Genomic DNA, 25861 nt, shown 5'->3' with positions numbered 1-25861 from the left:
CTTCTGATTTGAGAATTGTGACTGCGGTCGATTGTAGCGCCTGCAAATAAAAATTGTGATGGTTTTTATGCCATTGCCCTGGCCTGCATCAAACACAGGTGAAAAGACCCGAAAAGTATAGCTGCTGAAGCGCCTTCCAGGAGCGGTGAAATGTCGGTCAAAATGCCCTAAAACGGAGCATAAAATCTGGCCCTGTTATAAGTCCTGTTTCTCAGGGGTACCCCCCCATAAAAAATCCGCATAATCCCAGCATTGACAGGACCTCCCCCGCATTTTATTTATAGGGCCGTATTTTGCGCCTGCACCTGTTTTCGTTTCACTCTTGTGCCAAGGTCGCTTATTCATTCCCTGACACGAGGTTGTTATGACGAGTTTTGTGGTCGCCAAATTTGGCGGCACCAGTGTGGCCGATTACGATGCCATGAACCGCAGCGCCGATGTGGTGCTGGCCGATCCGAATACCCGCCTGGTGGTGCTGTCTGCCTCTGCCGGCGTGACGAACCTGCTGGTTTCTCTGTCTGAAGGACTGGAAGCGACAGAACGTTTCGTGAAGCTGGATGCACTGCGCAAAATTCAGTTCGACATTCTTGAGCGTCTGCAGAACCCGAACGTCATCCGCGAGGAAGTGGAACGTCTGCTGGAAAACATCACCACCCTGGCAGAAGCCGCCTCACTGGCCACCTCCACCGCCCTGACCGACGAGCTGGTCAGCCACGGTGAGCTGATGTCCACCCTGCTGTTTGTTGAAATCATGCGCGAGCGTAACATTCAGGCGCAGTGGTTTGACGTGCGTAAAGTGATGCGCACCAGCGACCGCTTTGGTCGCGCCGAGCCGGATGTTGAAGCACTGGCCGAACTGACCAATCAGCAGCTGGCCCCGCGTCTGGCAGACGGCATCGTGATCACCCAGGGCTTTATCGGCAGCGAAGCGAAGGGCCGCACCACCACGCTTGGCCGTGGCGGCAGCGACTACACCGCCGCGCTGCTGGGCGAGGCCCTGCATGCCACGCGCGTGGATATCTGGACTGACGTTCCGGGTATTTACACCACCGACCCGCGCGTTGTTTCCGCGGCGAAACGTATTGATGTGATCGCGTTTGAAGAAGCGGCTGAAATGGCCACCTTCGGTGCGAAAGTGCTGCATCCGGCAACCCTTTTGCCAGCCGTACGCAGCGATATTCCGGTCTTCGTCGGCTCCAGTAAAGATCCAAAAGCGGGCGGGACGCTGGTCTGCAAGAAAACGGAAAACCCGCCGCTGTTCCGCGCCCTTGCCCTGCGCCGTCGCCAGACGCTGGTCACCCTGCACAGCCACAATATGCTGCACTCCCGCGGTTTCCTGGCGGAAGTGTTTGGCATTCTGGCGCGCCACAATATCTCCGTGGACCTGATCACCACCTCTGAAGTGAGCATTGCGCTGACGCTGGACACCACGGGCTCTACCTCAACCGGTGATACCCTGCTGACGCAGTCGCTGCTGATTGAGCTGTCTGAACTGTGCCGCGTGGAAGTCGAAGAAGACCTGGCGCTGGTTGCCATCATCGGTAACAAGCTGTCACGCGCCTGCGGCGTGGGCAAAGAGGTGTTTGGCGTGCTCGACCCGTTCAACATCCGCATGATTTGCTACGGTGCGTCCAGCTATAACCTCTGCTTCCTGGTGCCAGCCGATCAGGCCGAGCAGGTTGTGCAGAAGCTTCATCAGAATTTGTTTGAATAAGCGCAAGAATGGCCCGGGTGTTTTCACTACCGGGCCATTCTTTAGCTTTTCATTACTGTTCTCATCAGCAACGAATCCAGATCTTTTAAATTTCCTTCTCTGCTGTCGGGTAGTACCGGCGGTACTTCTCCTCTCACCAGCTCATTTTGCAAAAAAGCGTGGAGTAATGGCCGTTTAGGACCATATTCCGCTTCATCTGCGCGCTGTTTTATTTCCAGCAATGCATCGATTTCCGCACGTAACGGCGCACACAGTTCGCTCCCGGCAAGCAGTTCGGTAAAACGCATCGGTGGAACGCCTTTCCCCGCTTCTACCCACCGCGCCGCCAGCAAAGGGCGCAGAACATAAAAGTACTTTTTCAGCCGAACCGTTTCCCCCTGTAAATATTCATGGAAGTTTTTTCGGGCCATCGAGTAGTAATGCCAGCGGGCGCGCAATGGTGAGAACCACGCGGGTATCAGCGCGCGCAACTCGGCCACTACCGTCTCATCCTCCTGATAAACAATAGGGGAATCCAGCCACTCGATAAGCGTCGGGTTTGCCCCCTTCAGCAGGCCCAGTGCCTTGCGCCATTCCCAGCCACATACGTCCAGTTCATCATCTATCGGCAGCTCGATCACATCCCGTTGGGCTTCGACGCGCAGATACCATTCTGGGCGGTGAACGTACAAAAACCGCACATCATAATCGCTATCCGGTGAGGCAAATCCCCATCCCCGGCTGCCCGATTCACAGGCGTAGAGCACGCGCACGTTATAGCGCTGCTCTATATCGCGAAGTTGCGCGCAGACTCGTGCGCGCATCGCGCTATCAACATCGTTGTTGCTCATTTTTTTATCCTTTTACACACACTACCTGACGCAGGGTGTGAACGATCTCCACCAGCGACGATTGCGCGGCCATCACGGCATCAATGTCTTTATAGGCCATCGGCGTTTCATCGATCACCTCATTGTCTTTGCGACACTCTACGTGAGAGGTCGCCTGAATATGGTCGCTAAGGGTATAGCGTTTTTTTGCCGCCGTTCGGCTCATCACTCGCCCAGCGCCGTGGCTGCAGGAACAGAAGCTTTGCTCGTTGCCGAGGCCACGCACGATGAAGCTCTTTGCGCCCATTGAGCCCGGAATAATCCCCATTTGCCCTTTCTGCGCCGACACCGCACCTTTGCGCGTGATCAGTACCTCTTCCCCAAAGTGATGCTCTTTCTGCACATAGTTGTGATGGCAGTTAACCGCCTCCTGCTGCGTAATAAAGGGCTTAGTCACTTCGCGAGAGAGCGCCGCCAGCACGCGCGACATCATCACTTCCCGATTGTGGCGGGCAAAATCCTGCGCCCACTCCACCGCCTCGATGTAGTCCTCATAGTGACGACTCCCCTCCTGAAAATAGGCCAGATTTTTATCCGGCAGATGTCCCAGGTGATGCTGCATATCCTGCTGTGCCAGGGCGATAAACACATTACCGATGGCGTTTCCTACGCCGCGCGAGCCGCTGTGCAACATCACCCAGACGCGCTGCTGCTCATCGAGGCAAATTTCAATAAAGTGGTTTCCGGTACCCAGCGTGCCCAGATGCTGGTAGTTGTTGGTTTTCAGCAACTGCGGGTATTTATCCGTGAGTTGTTTAAAACGTGGGGCCAGCACCCACCAGCGATCGTCCACTTCTTTCGGTGGCGTTTCCCACGCGCCTTTATCCCGTCGAGAACGGGTATTGGTTCTCCCATGCGGTACTGCCTGTTCAATGGCGCTACGTAAACCGCTGAGATTATCCGGCAAATCACCGGCCACCAACGACGTGCGAACGGCAATCATCCCACAGCCAATATCCACGCCAACCGCCGCAGGAATAATTGCCCCTTTGGTCGGGATCACGCTGCCGATGGTTGAGCCTTTACCGAGATGAACGTCGGGCATCACCGCAAGGTGTTTGAAAATAAACGGCATCTTTGCGGTATTCAGTAACTGCGCCTGTGCCTCTGGCTCCACGGGCACACCGTGAGTCCACATTTTGATCGGGGCGCCGTTTGACGCCGTCAGTAATTCAAAATCATTCTGTTGCATTGCGTTATCCTTTCAGGTTAACAAGGCCGTGTAATACCTGGTCCAGGCCACCAAATACTGAAATTTTGTCGATACGCTCCGCGACCCTTTCCAGGGTTTCCAGCTCTTTTAAACGCAGCGCCACCGGGTTGTTTTCCATCACCTTTGCGGTGTTTAACAGCGATCGTGTCGCCGCCGTTTCTTCACGTCGGCGAATAACATTCGCCTGGGCCGATTTTTCGGCCTCTACCAGACGGGATAAAATCGTTTTCATATCACCAGGTAAAACAATATCTTTTACCCCAAGCGACGCAATTTCCATTCCAAAGGATGACAGGCGGCCTTGCACCTGTTTGCTGACCACCTCGTCAATGATCTGCTTATCTTCCAGTAACTCATCGAGAGTTCGGGTGCCGACCGCTTCACGCAGTGCGAACTGGAGTTCGCGGTACAAATGTTCCAGCGGTTTCGTAAGCTGTCCGCAGGCCTGTAGCACGTCGCTGTAGCGCCAGTTAGCCGCCAGGTTCAGGCGCAGGTTAACTTTGTCCTTCGTCAGGATCTCCTGCCCGCTCACTTCCACCACCTGAAGGCGCGTATCCACTACCTCTGCCTCAACCAGATGGTTAATTTTCCAGTAAGCCGTCAGTCCCGGCGGTAACAGTGCCTGAATTTCTCCGTCGATTTTCACCACCCCGACGTGCCAGGCAGGTACCTGTACGACCAGCATCGCGTCACGCCCTTTTACCGCGCCATTGCGACGCGGCTGCAGAGCAGCATTCATCACGTCCTCCGGCACCCGCACATCACGGGTATCAATTCTTCGCAGGCTCAACGCCGCATCCTGCTGCCAGTACAGACGACGTGTACAAGGCGGCACAATCTCCTGCAATACGCCGTTGTTCGATAACACCCCGATTTCATCCGCAGTAAGATCAACCGCCAGGCAGTAACGTGCCACCCAGTCAGGCTGAAAGCGGCGCAGATAATCCGCCAGCGCACCCGGCACCTCGCTGCCGTCCTGGCTCACCACCAGCACGTCGTCAGTATTGAACCAACCCAGACGGTGTTCACCCGCCTCCAGTACCCGGTAATAATCGCCAGCTTTTGCTACCAGTCCTAACTGACCTTTTTTTATCGTGATTTTTTTAGCCATTTTATATTCCTTAAAGTCAGGCGCGGGTGCAGGCACGAAATCACAGGGGAATGCCTTTTCGCCTGCGATCCGGCGCCATTACCGGCGACCTTCATTGGGATTGCTGACTGCGCAATCCCCGTTTTTACTTTGATGTTTACAACCAGTTTTCATTGGGAGAATGAATCGGGAATCGAACCCTTCTGTCTGTCATTGGTTGACGGAACGCCCCCGGAAAACAGCCTTGCCGTTCCTGGTGCGCCGACGGGGCCTTAACCCCCAGTGTGCTCAACGTCGTGACGTTATCTGTATTGCCAGAAGCGTGCCAAAAACAAAAATTGCCGTTTTATTTTTTTATTTCATTGATAATTAATGGTTTTTATTTATCACACTTTTCATTCATTGCCGTTCGGCTCAACATTTTTTATCCTGTTATATCGACAATTATCTTTCTGGATAAACATGAAGAAGCGGAAGGTGGTAATCGGGGTGCTTGGCACCGTGATGGATAAACGGGGAAAGCGGGCTAATCGCTTTCGCAAATGGCGACCGACCGTCGGGCTGTGCCAACAGCCGGATTTCCCGGTCGACAGGCTGGAGCTGCTACATCAACCGCGAGATCTCGGCATGGCTCAGCAACTGGCGGAAGATATTGTGCTGGTTTCCCCCCACACCGAGGTGCGTCCCAGCACGGTAATCATTGAAGACCCGTGGGATTTCGAAGAGGTTTATGCCGCGTTTCTCGATTTCGCCACCCAGTACACGTTTGATACCGATCACGAAGAGTATTTCGTCCATATCACCACCGGCACGCATGTGGCGCAGATCTGCTGGTTCCTGCTGACGGAAGCCCGTTATCTTCCCGCCAGCCTTTTGCAGACTGGCCCTGCCAGAAAAGAAGCCTCTGCTGAGGAGACTGCAGCCGGAACTTACTCAATTATCGACCTGGATTTAAGCCGCTACACGACCCTTACCAACCGTTTTCAGCGCGAGCAGCAGCAGTCAATCTCATTTCTGAAAGCGGGCATTGATACGCGAAATGCCACCTTTAACACTCTTATCGACAAGATTGAACGCGTGGCGCTACGTTCAACAGCCCCGATCCTGCTGACCGGCCCCACCGGCGCGGGCAAGTCGTTCCTCGCGAACCGCATTTATCAGCTTAAGCAGTCACGCCATCAGGTATCCGGCAAGCTGGTTTCCGTCAACTGCGCGACCCTGCGCGGTGATAACGCCATGTCCACGCTGTTCGGCCATGTGAAAGGAGCCTTTACCGGCGCACTGTCGGCGCGCAGCGGCCTGCTGCGTGAAGCCGATGGCGGCGTCCTTTTCCTCGATGAGATTGCCGAACTAGGCCTGGATGAACAGGCGATGCTGCTCAAAGCCATTGAAGAGAAAACTTTTTTCCCGTTTGGCTCCGATAAAGAAGTTCACAGCGATTTTCAACTTATCGCCGGAACCCACCGTGATATGCGCCAGTGGGTGGCAGAGGGACGTTTTCGTGAAGATCTCTATGCCCGTATTAATATGTGGAGCTTTGCCTTGCCCGGCCTTGCCCAACGGAAAGAGGACATCACGCCGAATGTCGACTACGAACTTCAACGTTTCTCTCGCGAAAGCCAGACGCAAATCCGCTTCGATAAAGAGGCGCGCGAAGGCTATCTGGCCTTTGCCTGTTCCAGCAGGGCGCTGTGGCGGGGCAACTTTCGCGAACTGAGCGCCAGCGTCGCACGCATGGCGACCCTGGCGGAACGAGGGCGTATTACTCAGGATCTGGTGCTGGAGGAGATCTCACGTCTTCAGACCGACTGGCAAACTGACGTGACGCAGCCTGCAACTGACATGGAGATTGACCTCTTTGACCAGCGGCAACTTGAAACGGTGCTGGAGGTATGTCGCCGCAGCGCATCGTTGTCTGAAGCCGGACGTGAGCTGTTTGCCGTTTCACGGCTCAAAAAAGCCAATCCTAACGACGCCGACCGACTGCGCAAATATCTGGCTCGCTTTAGTCTGAGCTGGGAAAGCATCCGGTCATAATTCATTTGAATATTACTTCCTTACGCGATAAACAATAACTATAGCCGGGCTCGATCCCGGCTTTTTATAACAAACACACACAACATTCATCGCAAGGAAATCATTATGTTATCCGCTATTACGCGGCTGTTCCCGTTATGGGCGCTGCTGCTCTCCGTACTCGCGTATTACACGCCCACCACGTTCACCGGTATTGGTCCGTGGGTCACCACGCTGCTGATGCTGATCATGTTCGGTATGGGCGTGCATCTGAAAGTCGACGACTTCAAACGCGTGCTGTCTCGCCCTGCGCCCGTCGCGGCAGGAATATTTCTGCACTACCTGGTGATGCCGCTCGCGGCGTGGCTACTGGCGATGGCCTTTAAGATGCCGCCCGACCTTTCCGCCGGGATGGTGCTGGTGGGCAGCGTGGCCAGCGGCACGGCGTCCAACGTCATGATCTATCTGGCGAAAGGCGACGTGGCGCTCTCCGTCACTATCTCGTCCGTCTCTACGCTGGTGGGCGTGATTGCCACGCCGCTGTTAACCCGCCTGTACGTGGATGCGCATATTCAGGTGGACGTGATGGGCATGCTGCTGAGCATTCTGCAAATCGTGGTGATCCCGATTGCGCTGGGGCTGGTCATTCACCATCTTTTCCCGCGCGTGGTGAAGGCCGTTGAGCCATACCTGCCCGCATTTTCGATGGTCTGTATTCTGGCCATCATCAGCGCCGTGGTGGCGGGCTCCGCCTCGCACATTGCTTCCGTAGGCTTTGTGGTGATCGTCGCGGTGGTGCTGCATAACACCATTGGCCTGCTGGGCGGCTACTGGGGCGGGAAACTGTTTGGCTTCGACGAATCGACCTGCCGCACGCTGGCAATCGAGGTAGGGATGCAGAACTCCGGCCTGGCGGCGGCGCTCGGTAAAATCTACTTCTCGCCGCTGGCGGCCCTGCCGGGTGCGCTGTTCTCAGTCTGGCACAACCTCTCCGGCTCGCTGCTGGCGGGCTACTGGTCCGGCAAACCGATTGAGGAACAAACGAAAAAAGATGCGGTGAAGCAGGGTTAATTGATTCAGCTTGCTTTACACTGAAGCCTCTCTCTCAGGAGGCTTCAGCAATGGCGACACCACGTTTGACCCAGAAAGACATGACGGAAGCCGAGCAGCGCGAACTGAAAACGCTTCTCGACCGCGCCCGCATCGCGCATGGCCGTACGCTGACCAACGCCGAAACCAATCAGGTGAAAAAAGAGTACATCGACAAACTGATGGCGCAGCGTGACGCCGAGGCGAAAAAAGCCCGCAAACTGAAAAAGCAGCAGGCTTACAAGCCGGATACTGAAACGACCTTTTCCTGGTCGGCCAATACCTCTACCCGTGGAAGGCGCTAGCTAGCGCCCTTTCTTTTTACGGCCAGGCTGGGTAAATCGCTTCCCGTTACCCGGTTTGCCGCGTCCTTTCTCTTCCGCCTGGGGTGCCTTCACGACCGGACGCTTAATCGCCTGGGTTTTCGGTTTTGCTTTGGCCTTCGGCTTCGCTTCGGACGAGGAGTTCTCGATAAGCTTGAACAGCTCGATCAGTTCGTCGTCCGTTAAGTCGCGCCATTCGCCCAGCGGAATGCCAGTCAGGCTGACGTTCATGATGCGCGTGCGCTCCAGCTTCGTCACTTCATAACCGAAGTACTCGCACATGCGGCGGATCTGGCGGTTTAAGCCCTGCACAAGGGTAATACGGAACGCGAACGGCGCTTCTTTCTTCACCTTACACTTTTTCGTAACGGTACCGAGGATCGGCACACCGGCGCCCATACCGCGAATAAAGTCGTCCGTGACCGGCTTATTCACCGTCACAATGTACTCTTTCTCGTGATCGTTACCGGCACGCAGGATCTTGTTGACCAGATCGCCGTGGTTGGTGAGGAAAATCAGCCCCTGAGAGTCTTTATCCAGACGGCCAATCGGAAAGATACGGCTGCTGTGGTTCACGAAATCAACGATGTTGTCCCGCTCGCCATCTTCCGTGGTGCTGACAATCCCAACCGGTTTGTTCAACGCGATAAACACCAGGTCTTCGGCATCACGCGGTTCGATGAGCTGACCATTCACTTTAACCACATCGCCAGGCATCACCTGGTCACCAATCGTGGCGCGTTTGCCGTTGAGGAACACATTACCTTGTTCAATGTAACGGTCCGCCTCGCGACGTGAGCAGATCCCGCTCTCGCTAATGTATTTGTTTAATCGGGTTGATTGAGTTGGCAGCATAGTTTCTCCTGTGAAGGGCGAAATATACCTTAGGTATGGACTGGAAAAAAAGATTAGCCGACGGTAACTGAGACGGGTTTTTTAGTTTGCGAGACGCTTTCAGGATTTTGCATCCTGTCATTTACCCATGTGTTCAAGCCTTTTAGTTTTACTCTCCATGGAGAAGTATTTGTAGTTTATAAATCACAGGGAGTAATATGAAGGAGATTGTTCAGACAGAATCCTTCCGACGCTGGGAGCAAAACTTAAAAGATCGACGAGCGAAGACCATTATCGCTTCCCGCCTCTTTCGGTTGGCAAATGGCTTAGCGGGCGACGTTAAACCCGTGGGAGAAGATATAAGTGAACTAAGGATCCACTTTGGTCCGGGCTACAGAATCTATTTTAAAGACCAGGGCAATTACATCATCGTGCTGTTATGTGGTGGTGACAAAAGCAGCCAGGCCAGAGACATACTGATGGCAAAAATGCTGAGCAATGTATCCCAATGGCAGGAGTGAATGAGCATGCATAAATTAACACCTTACGATCCCGCCAACGCGTTGGTGGATGACGAGGAAATCGCCGTGTTTATCGCTGATGCACTAGAAACAGGCGACTCGACATATATCGCTAAAGCCCTTGGTGTTGTCGCGCGAGCCAAAGGCATGTCGAACATTTCACAGCAAACCGGTTTATCACGTGAGCAGCTTTATCGGTCATTCAGTGATAAAGGAAACCCAACGCTCAAAACCACGCTCGCGGTCATGAAAGCATTGGGTTTTGGGCTAACACTCAAACACGCCGGGGATTAATACTCATCCCGCTGGTCATCTTCATCCGGCTGTTCCATCACGCTGTAGGCCACCGCGCAGAACAACGAGTTAAGGCGCTTCATATCCCCCAGCAGTCCCAGGTGGAGTGAGCTGGTTTCGATACTTTGCACGTTTTGCTGATGCAGACGCTCAACGTGGGCGTGCGAGTAGCGGCGGTTAAGAATGCGGAATCGATGCTTGTTACGGCGCAGGCGGCGCGCGCTCGGGACGTCGCTGGAAAAGAAGACCAGCATCGCCAGCTTCAGATTACTAACCAGCTGCTCGTGCAGCGCTTCCAGCTCCTTCAGACCTTCAACGGAGAACGCCCGGCGTGCGGCCAGGGATTTATCGGCGATCTCGCTGCCCATGCGCTCAACGATATCGGAGGCCTGCTCAAGGTTGAGCGACATCTCAATGATTTCCGCCCAGCGGCGGGACTCCTCCTCCGCCAGCTCGTCCTGCGGCATGCGCGCCAGGTAGAGCTTAATGGCGGTATAGAGCACGTTGATATCATCCGCCAGTCTGCGCAGCTCTTTCTCCTCCCGCGGCTCGCCGTGCATTACCTTTTGCAGGCCTTCGAGCATGGTCTCCATCGCGTCGCCCATGCGCAGCGTCTCGCGTGCGGCATTCGCCAGCGCCAGCGCCGGGGTGTCCAGCGCGGAGGTATCCAGATGCTTCGGCTTCAGGCGCGCATCCAGCTCCGGTTCGTCCTGAATGAGTCGTTCGCAGAAGCGGGCCATCGACCCGGCAAAAGGGACCATCGCCAGGCAGCGCACCAGGTTGTAGAACACGTGGAAATAGATCACCAGCTCCGCCTTCGGCAGCGGGAGGTTGTCCATCAGGTTCGCCAGCGGATGGATAAAGGGCAGGATAATCAGGCTGCCCACCAGCTTAAACAGCAGGCTACCGAGCGCCACGCGGCGGGCGGCAGCGTTGGCGGCGCTGTTATTGAGCATCGCCAGCAGGCCAGAGCCGAGGTTGGCACCGATCACCAGACACAGCGCGACCGGGAAGGAGATCGCCCCGGCGGCGGTGAGCGTGGCCGTCAGCAGCACGGCGGCCAGGCTGGAGTAGCTGACGATGGCAAACACCGCGCCAATCAGCGCGTCGAGCATGATGTCCCCGGTCAGGGAAGCGAAGATGACCTGAACGCCGTTGGCCTCGGTAATCGGGGTGACCGCCTGCACAATCAGCTCCAGCGCCAGCAGGATCAGCCCCAGGCCAATGCCCACGCGTCCAAGCTGGCCGGCCCGCGTCTGTTTGCGGCCGAGGAAAAAGATGACGCCGACAAAAATCAGCAGCGGCGACAGCCAGGAGAGGTCAAACGTCAGGATACGCGCCATCAGCGCGGTACCCACATCAGCCCCCAGCACAATGACCAGCGCCGGGGCCAGCGCCACCAGATCCTGCGCCACAAAGGAGGTGACAAGCAGGGTTGTGGCGTTGCTGCTCTGAACCAGTGCCGTTACGCCAATGCCCGCGCAGAAGGCGAGCGGCTTCTTCTCAACGCTGCTGCTGAGAACGGTACGTAAACGGGCGCCAAAAACGCGCATCACGCCGGTACGGACGATATGGGTGCCCCATACGAGCAGTGCGACTGCAGAGAGCAGATGTAACAGGGTCAGCACGGAAGGTTTTCCTCCTTATCATTATTCGTTTTCCATAGGTTTAGTATAAGGGGTTAAGCGTAAGAAAGAGACAAGGCACCCTTGAGGTGCCTTGTTTGTTGTAAGGAAAAGTGACGTTAGTCTGCGTCGTAGCCTAAGTTCGGGGCCAGCCAGCGCTCGACTTCTGACACGCTCATCCCTTTGCGCAGGGCGTAATCTTCAATCTGATCGCGCTGCAGCTGCGCCACGGCAAAGTACTTGCTGTCCGGATGACTGAAGTACCAGCCTGAAACTGACGCACCCGGCCACATGGCGAACGACTCGGTGAGCTTCATCCCGGTATGGGCTTCGACGTCCAGCAGTTGCCAGATCGTGCCCTTTTCGGTGTGCTCCGGGCAGGCCGGATAGCCCGGTGCCGGACGAATCCCCTGGTAGTTTTCGCGGATCAGCTCCTCGTTGCTGAGGTTTTCATTCGCCGCGTAGCCCCAGTGCACCTTACGCACGCGCTCGTGCAGGTACTCGGCGAAGGCTTCCGCCAGTCGGTCGGCGATCGCTTTCACCATGATTTTATTGTAATCGTCGTGCTGCGCTTCGAACGCGTCAGCCAGGGCATCTTCTTCCAGACCGCCGGTCACGGCAAAGGCGCCAATATAGTCGGCTTTACCGCTCAGCTTCGGCGCGACAAAATCGGCCAGGCAGTAGTTGGCAAAGCCCACTTTCTCGGTTTGCTGACGCAGATGGCGGCTGACCGCCAGTATGTGGGTGCGAGTTTCATCGCGGTAAATTTCGATGTCGTCACCCACACGGTTAGCCGGGAACAGGCCCACGACGCCGCGCGGGTTAAGGGTTTTCTCCGCACTCAGCCTGTCGAGCATGTCGTTAGCATCTTTAAACAGGCGTTTCGCCTCCTCACCTACCACCTCATCTTCCAGGATGCGGGGATATTTGCCCGCGAGCGACCAGGTCATAAAGAACGGCGTCCAGTCGATGTAGTTGCGCAGCGTTTCAATGCTGGCGCTGACCTCCTGAACGCCCAGGCGGTGCGCGACCGGCGGCGTATAGCTCGACCAGTCAAACGCCAGATCGTTATCGCGCGCCGCCTGGAGTGAAACTGGCGGGGTACGCGGTTTCTTGCGCCCGTGCTGGATGCGAACGGTTTCGTACTCTTTGCGGGTGCGCTCAACAAACTCATCGCGCTGGGTGTCAGAGAGCAGCGCGGAGACCACGCCCACCGTGCGCGAGGCGTTCTGCACGTAGACCGTCGGCCCGCTGTAGTTCTGCTCGATCTTCACCGCCGTGTGCGCTTTGGAAGTCGTCGCGCCGCCAATCAGCAGCGGAATGGTGAAGCCCTGACGCTCCATCTCCTTCGCCACGTTAACCATCTCGTCCAGCGACGGGGTGATCAGCCCGGAGAGGCCAATCAAATCGGCATTCACTTCGCGCGCGGTCTTGAGGATTTTATCCGCCGGGACCATCACGCCGAGGTCGATAATCTCGTAGTTATTACACTGCAGCACCACGCCGACGATATTCTTGCCGATGTCGTGCACGTCACCCTTGACGGTGGCGATGACCATCTTGCCGTTGCTGGAGCCTTTCTCTTTGCTGGCCTCGATAAACGGCTCCAGGTACGCCACGGCCTGCTTCATCACGCGGGCGGATTTCACCACCTGTGGCAGGAACATTTTGCCTTCACCGAACAGATCGCCTACCACGTTCATGCCGTCCATCAGCGGCCCTTCGATCACTTCAATCGGGCGGGCTGACTGCTGACGCGCCTCTTCGGTGTCCTGCTCGATAAACTCGGTGATGCCTTTTACCAGCGAATATTCCAGACGCTTTTTCACGTCCCAGGCACGCCACTCGGCCTGCTGAACGTTGGCTGCGTCATCCGACTTGCTGCCGCGGTATTTCTCCGCCAGGTCCAGCAGCCGTTCGGTGGCGTCGTCGCGGCGGTTAAGGATCACGTCCTCTACGGCATCGCGCAGCTCGGCAGGCAGGTCGTCGTAAATCGCCAGCTGGCCGGCGTTAACGATCCCCATGTCCATCCCGTTGCGGATGGCGTAGTAGAGGAACACGGCGTGGATTGCTTCACGCACCGGGTCGTTACCGCGGAACGAGAACGAGACGTTCGACACGCCGCCGGAGATGAGGGCATGCGGCAGCTCGCGCTTAATGTCCTCGCACGCGCCGATAAAGTCCTGGGCGTAGTTATTGTGCTCTTCGATGCCGGTCGCCACGGCGAAGATGTTCGGGTCAAAGATGATGTCTTCCGGCGGGAAGCCCACCTCTTCGGTCAGTATTTTGTACGCGCGGCGGCAAATCTCAATTTTACGCGCGCGGGTATCGGCCTGGCCCACTTCGTCGAAGGCCATGACCACCACGGCGGCACCGTAGCGGCGGACCCTCTTCGCGTGGTGGATGAAGACATCAACGCCCTCTTTCATGGAGATGGAGTTGACGATGCCTTTACCCTGAATGCACTTCAGCCCCTTCTCGATCACGTCCCATTTGGAGGAGTCGATCATGATCGGCACGCGGGCGATGTCCGGCTCACCGGCAATCAGGTTGAGGAAACGCACCATCGCCGCTTCGGCATCGAGCATCCCCTCATCCATGTTGATATCGATAATCTGCGCGCCGCTTTCCACCTGCTGGCGGGCAACGTCCAGCGCTTCGCTGTACTTCTCTTCTTTGATCAGGCGTTTAAACTTCGCGGAACCGGTGACGTTGGTACGCTCACCCACGTTCACAAACAGGCTGTCTTCACCAATGGTCAACGGCTCAAGGCCGGAGAGGCGACAGGCAACCGGCAGCTCGGGCAGCTTGCGCGGCGGCAGCCCGGCGACGGCATTGCTCATGGCCGCGATGTGCTCCGGCGTGGTGCCGCAGCAGCCGCCGACGATGTTCAGAAATCCAGACTCGGCCCACTCGCGGATTTGTGCCGCCATGGTGTCGGCATCCAGATCGTATTCACCGAAGGCGTTTGGCAGACCGGCGTTCGGGTGTGCGGTGACGTAGCATTCCGCGATGCGCGACAGCTCCTGTACGTACTGGCGCAGTTCATCCGGGCCCAGCGCGCAGTTCAGGCCGAAGGAGAGTGCGTCGGCGTGGCGCAGGGAGTTATAAAACGCTTCGGTGGTCTGGCCGGACAGGGTACGGCCAGAGGCGTCGGTGATGGTGCCGGAAATCATGATCGGCAGGTCAACGCCCAGCGCCTCGAACTCCTCTTTCACCGCGTAAATTGCGGCTTTGGCGTTGAGGGTGTCGAAGACGGTTTCAATCAGGATCAGATCGGAACCACCTTCCACCAGCGCTTTGGTCGATTCCCGGTAGGCCGCAACCAGCTGGTCAAAGGTGATATTACGAAACGCCGGGTCGTTGACGTCCGGTGAAATCGACGCGGTGCGGTTCGTCGGGCCAAGCACCCCGGCAACGTAGCGCGGCTTATCCGGCGTGCGGGCCGTCCACTCGTCGGCGCAGGCGCGCGCCAGCTTCGCGGCTTCAAAGTTGATTTCCGCCGACAGGGATTCCATCTGGTAATCCGCCATGGCGATGGTTGTCGAGTTAAAGGTGTTGGTTTCAACGATATCCGCACCCGCTTCGAAGTAGGCGTTGTGGATATCCTTAATAACGGACGGCTTGCTGAGCACCAGCAGGTCGTTGTTCCCTTTCAGGTCGCAGGGCCAGTCGGCAAAGCGTTCGCCGCGGAAATCATCTTCACTCAGGCGATAGCCCTGGATCATGGTGCCCATGCCGCCGTCCAGCACCAGAATTCGTTCATTTAACTGCGCACGCAGTTGCTCTACTTTGCTGCTCACACTTGCTCCCGACAACGCTCAACAAGGCCAAAAGGCTGCGTTCCATACTGGCACAATCTCGCAGGGTGGAAAAGCCGCTCAGCGGTAACATGAGACATGTTCACCATCACTCCTCCGATCAGTCAGGATAACGGTTGCAAATTCACCAAATAAAACGAAAATGATTTCCACGATACAGAAAAAGGAGATCGTCATGGTCGCGACCGTTCCCGCTAAACGCGGCAGAAAACCTGCTGCCACCACCGCCGCCGCACAACAGGGCGGACAGGTTCAATCGCTCACGCGCGGTCTGAAGCTGCTGGAGTGGATAGCCGAGTCGCACAGCAGCGTGGCCCTGACGGAGCTGGCCCAGCAGGCTGGCCTGCCGAACTCCACAACACACCGCCTGCTGACCACCATGCAGCAGCTGGGTTTTGTCCGCCAGGTGGGCGAGCTGGGACACTGGGCGGTGGGCGCGCATGCGTTTATCGTTGGCAGCAGCTTCCTGCAGAGCCGCAACCTGCTGGCGATTGTGCATCCGATTCTGCGCAAGCTGATGGAGGAGTCCGGTGAGACCGTAAACCTGGCGGTGCTGGACCAGAGCGATCACCAGGCGATTATCATCGACCAGGTACAGTGCACGCAGCTGATGCGCATGTCCGCGCCAATTGGCGGTAAGCTGCCGATGCACGCGTCCGGGGCGGGGAAAGCATTTCTCTCGCAGCTGAGCGAGGAACAGGTGACAGGGCTGCTGCACCGTAAAGGGCTGCACGCCTATACCCACGCCACGCTGGTTTCGCCGGTGCATCTGAAAGAAGATCTGGCCCTGACCCGCAAGCGCGGCTATTCGTTTGACGACGAGGAGCACGCCCTCGGCCTGCGCTGTATCGCAGCCTGTATTTTTGACGAGCACCGCGAGCCGTTTGCCGCCATCTCTATCTCCGGGCCGATTTCGCGTATGACCGACGATCGGGTCACTGAGCTGGGTGCGCTGGTGATTAAAGCGGCGAAAGAGGTGACGCTGGCGTACGGTGGGATTCGTTAAGCATGCATTGCCGGGTGGCGACTTCGCCTTACCCGGCCTACATGATGCCCTCTGAAAACCTGATGCAAAACCGCTGCTTGCGGCGGTATGCATACACATCTTCGACATGCCCATTTTTGATCCGCGTTTGCAGTCCGCGCCAGTAGCTGGCGCGAAACAGATCGGCATGCATCTCTTCGAATAGCGGCCCGATGCGCGGATCGGCGCACAACCAGTGGCGAAACTCTTCGGGAAACACATCGCCCGGCGAAACGCTGTACCACGGCTCGCTGGAAAGCTCATCTTCCGGGTAGCGGGGCGGTGGAATATCGCGGAAGTTCACCTCGGTCATGTAGCAAATTTCGTCGTAATCGTAGAACACCACCCGACCGTGACGGGTGACGCCGAAGTTTTTAAACAGCATATCGCCCGGGAAGATGTTGGCGGCGGCAAGCTGACGAATCGCGTTGCCGTACTCTTCAATCGCATCTCTTAAAGCCTGACCGTCGGACTGCTCCAGCCAGATATTCAGCGGCACCATGCGTCGTTCAATATAGAGATGGCTGATGGCGATCTTGTCGCCAAGATCGGTGATTTTGGCAGGTGCTTCCTGCAATAAAAGCGCCATGAGTGCCGGATCGATCTGCTGCTTATCCAGCACAAAGTTTTCGAATTCCTGAGTATCCGCCATGCGCCCGACGCGGTCGTGCTCCTTAACCAGCTGGTAGCATGCGCGGACGTGCGCGGCAGTCATCTCTTTCTGCGGCGCGAATCTGTCCTTAATTACCTTAAAGACCCGGTCAAAGCCCGGCAGCGTAAACACCAGCATCACCATGCCGCGAATGCCGGGCGCTTCGATGAACTGCTCATCAGCGGTAGTGACATAACGCAGGTATTCCCGGTAGCTTTCCGTTTTAGCGTGCTTCTGGCAGCCAATAGCCATATACAGCTCAGCGGTGGTTTTGCCCGGCAGGATCTCGCGCAGCCACTCCACCAGCGCGGCAGGTAACGGGGCATAGACCATAAAATAGGAACGGGCGAAGCCAAACACGATGCTGGCCTCGGCGCTGGTGGTCAGGCAGGTATCGACAAACAGTTCCCCGCCGTCGGTGCGGTGAATGGGCAGCAGAAACGGCACAATGGCCGTCGTCGTAACCAGTTTGCCCACCAGCCAGGCCGCTTTATTGCGGTAGAAAAGCTCGTTGGCCACCTGCAAATGGCTGTGGCTGAGCACCTCCGCGCCGAAGGATTCCTTGAGATGGGCGTGGATATACCCGATATCCCGGGTTTTATTCTCCCAGGGCAGGCGCAGCGGCAGATCTGTAAGCACGCGGTGCAGGAGCTTTTCCCATCCGCGATCGGGGAAGAAATCTTTCGCCAGCGGACGCGGAATGGTACGAAAGCGTCGCTCGGGCTGGGAGCTGAAGATAAATAACCGCTCAGGAGATAATGAGCGGTGGTCAAATAACCGGCAATAGACGGAGTTGAAAAAGCTCTCCGCAATCTCGAAGCGCGGGTAGTCGGGTAACAAATGGGTGTAATGCTCTTTTACGCGCAGTAAAAATTCCGCGTCCGGACTTTTACCGTCGGTAATACAGCGCAACTGCTCCACCACCAGACCCACGTGGTGGTCATAAAGATGGATACGCTGCTTCATGGCCTGCTGAACCGCATGCCAGTCTGCGTGTTCGAAGCGCTGCTGCGCGCCGGAGGTCACTTCAAGAAAACGACCATACTGGGCATCGAAGCCCTGCAAAATAGTTTGGGCAATCAGTAATTCCAGGCCACGCGACATATATTCCCCCTCACCACCAACCCTCTCCCCAGGGGGGAGAGGGGGAAAAGATTAGAACTGTGCTTCTTCCGTTGAACCCGTCAAGGCGGTGACGGAGGAGGTGCCGCCCTGAATAATCGTGGTCACATTATCAAAGTAGCCGGTGCCCACTTCCTGCTGGTGAGAGACGAAGGTATAACCATCTTTGCCCGCCGCAAATTCCGGCTGCTGCACCTTCTCAACGTAGTGCTTCATGCCCTCACCCTGCGCATAGGCGTGCGCCAGATCGAACATGTTGAACCACATGCTGTGGATGCCTGCCAGAGTAATGAACTGGTATTTGTAGCCCATGTCGGACAGCTGCTGCTGGAAGCTGGCGATCGTTTTGTCATCCAGCTTTTTCTGCCAGTTGAAGGACGGCGAGCAGTTGTAGGCCAGCAGTTTGCCCGGGTACTTCGCATGAATGGCATCAGCAAAGCGTTTTGCCAGCGCCAGATCCGGCGTAGACGTTTCACACCAGACCAGATCCGCGTACGGCGCGTACGCCAGACCGCGGCTGATCGCCTGCTCGATACCCGCGTGGGTACGATAGAAACCTTCACTGGTACGCTCGCCGGTGATGAACTCGCTGTCGTACGGATCGCAGTCAGAGGTGATCAGGTCAGCCGCGTCGGCATCGGTACGGGCAATGACCAGCGTCGGCACGCCGAGCACGTCAGCAGCCAGACGCGCGGCAACCAGCTTCTGAACCGCTTCCTGTGTGGGAACCAGCACCTTACCGCCCATATGTCCGCACTTCTTCACTGACGCCAGCTGATCTTCGAAGTGAACGGCCGCTGCACCGGCTTCAATCATCGATTTCATCAGTTCAAAGGCGTTCAGCACGCCGCCGAAGCCCGCTTCCGCATCTGCAACGATCGGCAGGAAATAGTCAATAAAGCGCGGATCGTTAGGCTCGATGCCCGCCGCCCACTGGATCTGATCCGCACGACGGAAAGTGTTGTTGATCCGATCCACGACCGACGGCACGGAGTTAGCCGGATAGAGCGACTGATCCGGGTACATGCTGGAGGCCAGGTTGGCGTCCGCCGCGACCTGCCAGCCGGAGAGGTAAATCGCCTCAATACCGGCCTTCGCCTGCTGCAGCGCCTGACCGCCGGTCAGCGCGCCGAGGCTGTTGATGTAGCCCTTTTTAGAGCCACCGTGCAGCAGCTTCCACATTTTAGCCGCGCCATTTTGCGCCAGCGTGCATTCCGGATTGACCGAGCCGCGTAATTTCACCACGTCCTCCGCGCTGTACGGACGGCGGATGCCTTCCCAGCGAGGTTGTGTCCACTCTTTCTTTAATTCTTCGATTTGTTGGGTACGGGTTTTCATGTGCAGATGCTCCATATTGTTATGTGGTGAGTTACGCCAGGAAGCGGTATCCCGGCAGGGTCAGGAAGTCGATTAAGTCATCTGATGTGGTGATTTGCTCCATCAGGCGCGCAGCGTCGTCAAAGCGTCCGCTGCTGAAGCGGTGTTCGCCCAGCTCGTCCTGGATCACCCGCATCTCTTCGGCCAGCATCTGGCGGAACAGGGATTTGGTCACCAGCTTGCCGTTGCTGAGCGTTTTTTGATGGTGGATCCACTGCCAGATAGAGGTACGTGAGATCTCCGCCGTCGCAGCATCTTCCATCAGGCCGTAGATCGGCACGCAGCCGTTGCCGGAGATCCACGCTTCGATGTACTGCACCGCAACGCGGATATTGGCCCGCATCCCCTCTTCCGTCCGTTCGCCCGCGCACGGGGCCAGCAGCTGTTCTTCAGCCGTTGGGGCATCGTCTTCACGCGTGACAAACAGCTGGTTTTTATTGTCGCCAAGCACGCGGTTAAAGACGTCCATCGCCGTATCGGCCAGACCCGGATGCGCGATCCACGTCCCGTCATGGCCGTTACGTGCTTCAAGCTCTTTGTCGGCTTTCACCTTGTTGAGCACCTGATTGTTGCGCTCGGCATCTTTGCTCGGGATAAAGGCCGCCATGCCGCCCATCGCGAAGGCACCGCGCTTGTGGCAGGTTTTGATCAGTAGACGCGAGTAGGCGCTCAGGAACGATTTATCCATGGTCACGACCTGGCGATCCGGCAGTACGCGATCGGGATAATTTTTCAGCGTTTTGATGTAGCTGAAAATATAGTCCCAGCGTCCGCAGTTCAGGCCGACAATGTGGTCACGCAGGGCGTGCAGAATTTCATTCATCTGGAACACGGCAGGCAGCGTTTCAATCAGCAAGGTGGCTTTGATGGTGCCGCGCGGCAGGTTGAAACGATCTTCCGCATAGCTGAAGACTTCGCTCCACCAGGCCGCTTCCTGCCAGGCCTGCGTTTTAGGCAGATAGAAATATGGGCCGCTGCCCTTCGCCAGCAGGGCTTTGTAGTTGTGGAAGAAATAGAGCGCAAAATCAAACAGGCTTCCCGGAATGGCTTCACCACGCCAGGTGACATGTTTTTCCGGCAGGTGCAGCCCACGCACGCGACAGATCAGTACCGCCGGGTTCGGTTTGAGCTGGTATATTTTGCCGGTTTCGTTGGTATAGCTGATGGTGCCGTTTACGGCGTCGCGCAGGTTGATCTGTCCGTCGATGACCTTACGCCAGTCCGGCGCCAGCGAGTCTTCAAAATCGGCCATAAAGACCTTAACGTTGGCGTTCATGGCGTTGATCACCATTTTGCGCTCTACCGGACCGGTGATCTCGACGCGGCGATCCTGTAAATCTTCAGGGATGCCGCGGATTTTCCACTCGCCACGGCGAATGGAAGCGGTTTCCGAAATAAAACCAGGCAACTTGCCGTTATCAATTTCCTGCTGCTGATGAATACGTGCCGCCAGCAGCTTATTGCGCTGCGGGGTAAAGCGGGTCACCAGTTCAGTCAGAAATTCTACCGCTTCTGCCGTCAAAACTTGCTGTTCTTGCTCGCCATACGGCTGGGTAAAGGCCAGTTCATCGACCGTCGTTGCCTGTTGAGTCATTACTCTGCTCCTCATCAAAGATCCAAAATCACGCTCCCGATGCGAACGAAAGATCGTTGGGTAGTTTTCGCTCAGCAGAATTAAGACTATCTCTATTTTTTCTAAAATCAAAAACAATTTCCATTTTAATTATAAATTGCAATTAATTGATTGATTTTATTGAAATTAAAGTTTTAAAGAATGATGAGTGACATTTCGGAAATAAAAAAGGCACCCGAAGGTGCCTGATTTGAATAGCTGAAACGCTTTAGGATCGTTTAGTGCAGACGATTACTCCAGCGTTGGATTCATGTGACGCAGATCGTATGGCGTTATCTGGTAGACGTAATAGTTGAGCCAGTTAGTAAAAAGCAAATTCCCGTGGCTTCGCCAGGTCGCTCTCGGTTTGTTTTGCGGATCGTCTTTCGGGAAATAGTTGTACGGGACATCCGGGTTCAGACCCGCTTCGACATCACGGAAATATTCTGACGCAAGGGTGTGCGGATCGTACTCAGGATGTCCGGTCACAAAGGCAATGCGCTTATCTTTACTGGCAAACAGGTAAGCGTCCCCATCTTCCGTTTCGGCCAGAATCTCCAGATCGGTGTAATCACGAATCAGCTGGGCCGGGAAGTCAGCGTAGCGAGAATGCGGAGCCAGGAAAGAATCATCAAACCCGCGCGTCAGCAACGCATGGGGATGGAGAATATGGTGTTCGTATACGCCGGAGAGCTTTTCAGTGCGGGTTTGCTTGGGGATGCCATAGAGAATATTCAGTGCGGCTTGTACCGCCCAACAGACAAACAGCGTGGACGTGACGTGATCTTTTGCCCACTCCAGAACCTGTTTGATCTGCGGCCAGTAAGCGACATCGTTAAATTCCACCAGGCCCAGCGGCGCGCCGGTCACAATCAGACCGTCGAAGTTTTCACCCTGAATGTCATCGAAGTTGCAGTAGAAGTTGTTCAGATGCTCAGAAGGCGTATTGCGTGACTCACGGGCGTCGATTCGCAGCAGTTGAATATCGACCTGCAGCGGGGAGTTCGACAGCAGACGCAGGAACTGGTTTTCTGTTTCGATCTTTTTGGGCATCAGATTGAGAATAAGCACCTTCAGCGGGCGAATTTCCTGACCTGTCGCACGTGAAGTCGTCATCACAAAGACATTTTCTTCACGCAAGAAATTGACGGCTGGTAGCTCGTCCTGCACCCGAATCGGCATAGCTTTGTATCCTCACAGCATACGTATAAACGTTTAGACATCCAGACAGCTAACGATACCCAGAAATGGCTTGAATGTCGAGTCTGCAAGCAGAAGGTGAGAAAGTTTCAAGGAGAGGATGGTGCAGTCTGACGCCCTCACCCCGTCCCTCTCCCACAGGGAGAGGGAGAAAACAAAAGCAAAAAACCCCGCACCTTACGGTACGGGGTTCTTCTTAATTGATGCCTGGCAGTTCCCTACTCTCACATGGGGAGACCCCACACTACCATCGGCGCTACGGCGTTTCACTTCTGAGTTCGGCATGGGGTCAGGTGGGACCACCGCGCTAAAGCCGCCAGGCAAATTCTGTTAATCTGTATCAGGCTGAATTTTGATTGTTCGTCTCTTCGCCAAAACATCTTCGGCGTTGTAAGGTTAAGCCTCACGGTTCATTAGTATCGGTTAGCTCAACGCATCGCTGCGCTTACACACCCGACCTATCAACGTCGTCGTCTTCAACGTTCCTTCAGGAGACTTAAAGTCTCAGGGAGAACTCATCTCGGGGCAAGTTTCGTGCTTAGATGCTTTCAGCACTTATCTTTTCCGCATTTAGCTACCGGGCAGTGCCATTGGCATGACAACCCGAACACCAGTGATGCGTCCACTCCGGTCCTCTCGTACTAGGAGCAGCCCCCCTCAATTCTCCAGCGCCCACGGCAGATAGGGACCGAACTGTCTCACGACGTTCTAAACCCAGCTCGCGTACCACTTTAAATGGCGAACAGCCATACCCTTGGGACCTACTTCAGCCCCAGGATGTGATGAGCCGACATCGAGGTGCCAAACACCGCCGTCGATATGAACTCTTGGGCGGTATCAGCCTGTTATCCCCGGAGTACCTTTTATCCGTTGAGCGATGGCCCTTCCATTCAGAACCACCGGATCACTATGACCTGCTTTCGCACCTGCTCGAGCCGTCACTCTCGCAGTCAAGCTAGCTTATGCCATTGCACTAACCTCCTGATGTCCGACCAGGATTAGCTAACCTTCGTGCTCCTCCGTTACTCTTTGGGAGGAGACCGCCCCAGTCAAACTACCCACCAGACACTGTCCGCAACCCGGATCACGGGTCTACGTTAGAACACCAGCCATTAAAGGGTGGTATTTCAAGGACGGCTCCATGCAGACTGGCGTCCACACTTCAAAGCCTCCCACCTATCCTACACATCAAGGACCAGTGTTCAGTGTCAAGCTATAGTAAAGGTTCACGGGGTCTTTCCGTCTTGCCGCGGGTACACTGCATCTTCACAGCGAGTTCAATTTCACTGAGTCTCGGGTGGAGACAGCCTGGCCATCATTACGCCATTCGTGCAGGTCGGAACTTACCCGACAAGGAATTTCGCTACCTTAGGACCGTTATAGTTACGGCCGCCGTTTACCGGGGCTTCGATCAAGAGCTTCGCGTTGCCGCTAACCCCATCAATTAACCTTCCGGCACCGGGCAGGCGTCACACCGTATACGTCCACTTTCGTGTTTGCACAGTGCTGTGTTTTTAATAAACAGTTGCAGCCAGCTGGTATCTTCGACTGATTTCAGCTCCACCCGCAGGGGCTTCACCTACATATCAGCGTGCCTTCTCCCGAAGTTACGGCACCATTTTGCCTAGTTCCTTCACCCGAGTTCTCTCAAGCGCCTTGGTATTCTCTACCTGACCACCTGTGTCGGTTTGGGGTACGATTTCGTGTTACCTGATGCTTAGAGGCTTTTCCTGGAAGCAGGGCATTTGTTACTTCAGCACCGTAGTGCCTCGTCATCACACCTCAGCGTTAAAAGGTACCGGATTTACCTGGAACCTCCGCCTACATGCTTAAACCGGGACAACCGTCGCCCGGCTAACATAGCCTTCTCCGTCCCCCCTTCGCAGTAACACCAAGTACAGGAATATTAACCTGTTTCCCATCGACTACGCCTTTCGGCCTCGCCTTAGGGGTCGACTCACCCTGCCCCGATTAACGTTGGACAGGAACCCTTGGTCTTCCGGCGAGCGGGCTTTTCACCCGCTTTATCGTTACTTATGTCAGCATTCGCACTTCTGATACCTCCAGCATGCCTCACAGCACACCTTCAACGGCTTACAGAACGCTCCCCTACCCAACAACACATAGTGTCGCTGCCGCAGCTTCGGTGCATGGTTTAGCCCCGTTACATCTTCCGCGCAGGCCGACTCGACCAGTGAGCTATTACGCTTTCTTTAAATGATGGCTGCTTCTAAGCCAACATCCTGGCTGTCTGTGCCTTCCCACATCGTTTCCCACTTAACCATGACTTTGGGACCTTAGCTGGCGGTCTGGGTTGTTTCCCTCTTCACGACGGACGTTAGCACCCGCCGTGTGTCTCCCGTGATAACATTCTTCGGTATTCGTAGTTTGCATCGGGTTGGTAAGCCGGGATGGCCCCCTAGCCGAAACAGTGCTCTACCCCCGAAGATGAGTTCACGAGGCGCTACCTAAATAGCTTTCGGGGAGAACCAGCTATCTCCCGGTTTGATTGGCCTTTCACCCCCAGCCACAAGTCATCCGCTAATTTTTCAACATTAGTCGGTTCGGTCCTCCAGTTAGTGTTACCCAACCTTCAACCTGCCCATGGCTAGATCACCGGGTTTCGGGTCTATACCCTGCAACTTAACGCCCAGTTAAGACTCGGTTTCCCTTCGGCTCCCCTATACGGTTAACCTTGCTACAGAATATAAGTCGCTGACCCATTATACAAAAGGTACGCAGTCACACCACGAAGGTGCTCCCACTGCTTGTACGTACACGGTTTCAGGTTCTTTTTCACTCCCCTCGCCGGGGTTCTTTTCGCCTTTCCCTCACGGTACTGGTTCACTATCGGTCAGTCAGGAGTATTTAGCCTTGGAGGATGGTCCCCCCATATTCAGACAGGATACCACGTGTCCCGCCCTACTCTTCGAGTTCACAACCTGTGTGTTTTCGTGTACGGGACTGTCACCCTGTACCGTGCGACTTTCCAGACGCTTCCACTAACACACAAGCTGATTCAGACTCTGGGCTGCTCCCCGTTCGCTCGCCGCTACTGGGGGAATCTCGGTTGATTTCTTTTCCTCGGGGTACTTAGATGTTTCAGTTCCCCCGGTTCGCCTCGTTAACCTATGTATTCAGTTAACGATAGTGTGACGAATCACACTGGGTTTCCCCATTCGGACATCGCCGGGTCAAAGGTTCATATCACCTCGCCGGCGCTTTTCGCAGATTAGCACGTCCTTCATCGCCTCTGACTGCCAGGGCATCCACCGTGTACGCTTAGTCGCTTAACCTCACAACCCGAAGATGTTTCACTTCTGATTGCGAAAATTTGAGAGACTCGAACACACCTTAAAGATGTGTCGTTTCAATTTTCAGCTTGATCCAGATTTTTAAAGAGCAAAACTTCTTAATGCACTCAAAAGTACATTCAGAAGTTCATCATTCATCAGACAATCTGTG

General features: G+C 55.7%; 17 protein-coding genes and 2 rRNA genes. 7 read left to right on the top strand and 12 right to left on the bottom strand.

Annotated elements, in window-relative coordinates; genetic code table 11:
* Positions 1-364 precede the first annotated feature (364 nt).
* Complete coding sequence (lysC, locus tag V1572_RS04100) at positions 365-1714, top strand: lysine-sensitive aspartokinase 3 (RefSeq protein WP_045909145.1); 1350 nt, start codon at positions 365-367, stop codon at positions 1712-1714.
* A 41-nt stretch (positions 1715-1755) separates the two neighbouring features.
* Here lysC and V1572_RS04095 read toward each other — a convergent pair whose 3' ends face one another.
* The 3 genes from V1572_RS04095 to V1572_RS04085 are packed head-to-tail and all read right to left on the bottom strand — an operon-like array spanning position 1756 to position 4907.
* Complete coding sequence (locus V1572_RS04095) at positions 1756-2544, bottom strand: nucleotidyltransferase domain-containing protein (protein WP_069719709.1); 789 nt, start codon at positions 2542-2544, stop codon at positions 1756-1758.
* A gap of 4 nt (positions 2545-2548) precedes the next feature.
* Entirely contained in the window at positions 2549-3775 is a 1227-nt protein-coding gene (locus tag V1572_RS04090; protein ID WP_021242724.1) for an RtcB family protein, read from the bottom strand.
* A 4-nt stretch (positions 3776-3779) separates the two neighbouring features.
* The gene (locus V1572_RS04085; protein ID WP_048226415.1) at positions 3780-4907 is read right to left on the bottom strand and encodes a slipin family protein; all 1128 of its coding nucleotides are present in this window, start codon (positions 4905-4907) and stop codon (positions 3780-3782) included.
* 441 nt (positions 4908-5348) lie between these two features.
* Between V1572_RS04085 and rtcR the strand changes: the two genes are divergently transcribed.
* From rtcR to V1572_RS04070, 3 genes are all read left to right on the top strand, one after another.
* A complete protein-coding gene (rtcR, locus tag V1572_RS04080; RefSeq protein ID WP_048030173.1) occupies positions 5349-6923 on the top strand; it encodes an RNA repair transcriptional activator RtcR in 1575 nt (524 codons plus the stop codon).
* Positions 6924-7028: 105 nt separating this feature from the next.
* A complete protein-coding gene (gene panS / locus V1572_RS04075; protein ID WP_045909140.1) occupies positions 7029-7973 on the top strand; it encodes a ketopantoate/pantoate/pantothenate transporter PanS in 945 nt (314 codons plus the stop codon).
* Between the two features lie 50 nt (positions 7974-8023).
* Positions 8024-8296, top strand: coding sequence for a DUF3811 domain-containing protein (locus V1572_RS04070; protein WP_014830263.1), 273 nt, complete (start codon positions 8024-8026; stop codon positions 8294-8296).
* Here the strand turns inward: V1572_RS04070 and rluF are convergent, their stop codons facing one another.
* Positions 8297-9169, bottom strand: coding sequence for a 23S rRNA pseudouridine(2604) synthase RluF (gene rluF, locus V1572_RS04065; protein WP_023293552.1), 873 nt, complete (start codon positions 9167-9169; stop codon positions 8297-8299). It lies immediately after the preceding gene.
* A gap of 197 nt (positions 9170-9366) precedes the next feature.
* Here rluF and V1572_RS04060 point away from each other — a divergent pair, with 197 nt between their 5' ends.
* Complete coding sequence (locus tag V1572_RS04060) at positions 9367-9669, top strand: type II toxin-antitoxin system RelE/ParE family toxin (protein WP_252074145.1); 303 nt, start codon at positions 9367-9369, stop codon at positions 9667-9669.
* Between the two features lie 6 nt (positions 9670-9675).
* Positions 9676-9963 carry an addiction module antidote protein gene (locus tag V1572_RS04055; protein ID WP_021242718.1) on the top strand — a complete coding sequence of 96 codons (288 nt, stop codon included), beginning with the start codon at positions 9676-9678 and terminating at the stop codon, positions 9961-9963.
* Here the strand turns inward: V1572_RS04055 and V1572_RS04050 are convergent.
* Both V1572_RS04050 and metH read right to left on the bottom strand, forming a co-directional pair.
* A complete protein-coding gene (locus V1572_RS04050) occupies positions 9960-11591 on the bottom strand; it encodes a Na/Pi cotransporter family protein (protein WP_008503411.1) in 1632 nt (543 codons plus the stop codon). The two genes, V1572_RS04055 and V1572_RS04050, sit on opposite strands and share 4 nt — an antisense overlap.
* 116 nt (positions 11592-11707) lie before the next feature.
* Positions 11708-15391, bottom strand: coding sequence for a methionine synthase (metH, locus tag V1572_RS04045; RefSeq protein ID WP_395299723.1), 3684 nt, complete (start codon positions 15389-15391; stop codon positions 11708-11710).
* 193 nt (positions 15392-15584) lie between these two features.
* Here metH and iclR point away from each other — a divergent pair, with 193 nt between their 5' ends.
* The gene (gene iclR / locus V1572_RS04040) at positions 15585-16415 is read left to right on the top strand and encodes a glyoxylate bypass operon transcriptional repressor IclR (RefSeq protein ID WP_126534939.1); all 831 of its coding nucleotides are present in this window, start codon (positions 15585-15587) and stop codon (positions 16413-16415) included.
* Between the two features lie 37 nt (positions 16416-16452).
* On the opposite strand, the gene aceK is transcribed toward iclR, so the two are convergent.
* From aceK to V1572_RS04010, 6 genes are all read right to left on the bottom strand, one after another.
* On the bottom strand, positions 16453-18189 hold the full coding sequence (gene aceK, locus V1572_RS04035; protein WP_395299722.1) for a bifunctional isocitrate dehydrogenase kinase/phosphatase: 1737 nt from the start codon (positions 18187-18189) through the stop codon (positions 16453-16455).
* A gap of 51 nt (positions 18190-18240) precedes the next feature.
* Entirely contained in the window at positions 18241-19545 is a 1305-nt protein-coding gene (aceA, locus tag V1572_RS04030) for an isocitrate lyase (RefSeq protein ID WP_008503407.1), read from the bottom strand.
* 31 nt (positions 19546-19576) lie between these two features.
* Positions 19577-21178: a malate synthase A gene (aceB, locus tag V1572_RS04025; RefSeq protein WP_395299721.1), complete on the bottom strand. Its 1602-nt coding sequence runs from the start codon at positions 21176-21178 to the stop codon at positions 19577-19579.
* Between the two features lie 270 nt (positions 21179-21448).
* Positions 21449-22378: a homoserine O-succinyltransferase gene (gene metA / locus V1572_RS04020; RefSeq protein WP_008503405.1), complete on the bottom strand. Its 930-nt coding sequence runs from the start codon at positions 22376-22378 to the stop codon at positions 21449-21451.
* A 223-nt stretch (positions 22379-22601) separates the two neighbouring features.
* Positions 22602-22717, bottom strand: a 5S ribosomal RNA gene (gene rrf, locus V1572_RS04015).
* Between the two features lie 71 nt (positions 22718-22788).
* Positions 22789-25692 (bottom strand): 23S ribosomal RNA (locus V1572_RS04010).
* Between the last annotated feature and the right edge of the window lie 169 nt (positions 25693-25861).

Source organism: Enterobacter quasiroggenkampii (assembly GCF_043972695.1).
Taxonomy (GTDB): Bacteria; Pseudomonadota; Gammaproteobacteria; order Enterobacterales; family Enterobacteriaceae; genus Enterobacter; species Enterobacter quasiroggenkampii.
This window is presented reverse-complemented; position numbering and strand designations above follow the sequence as displayed.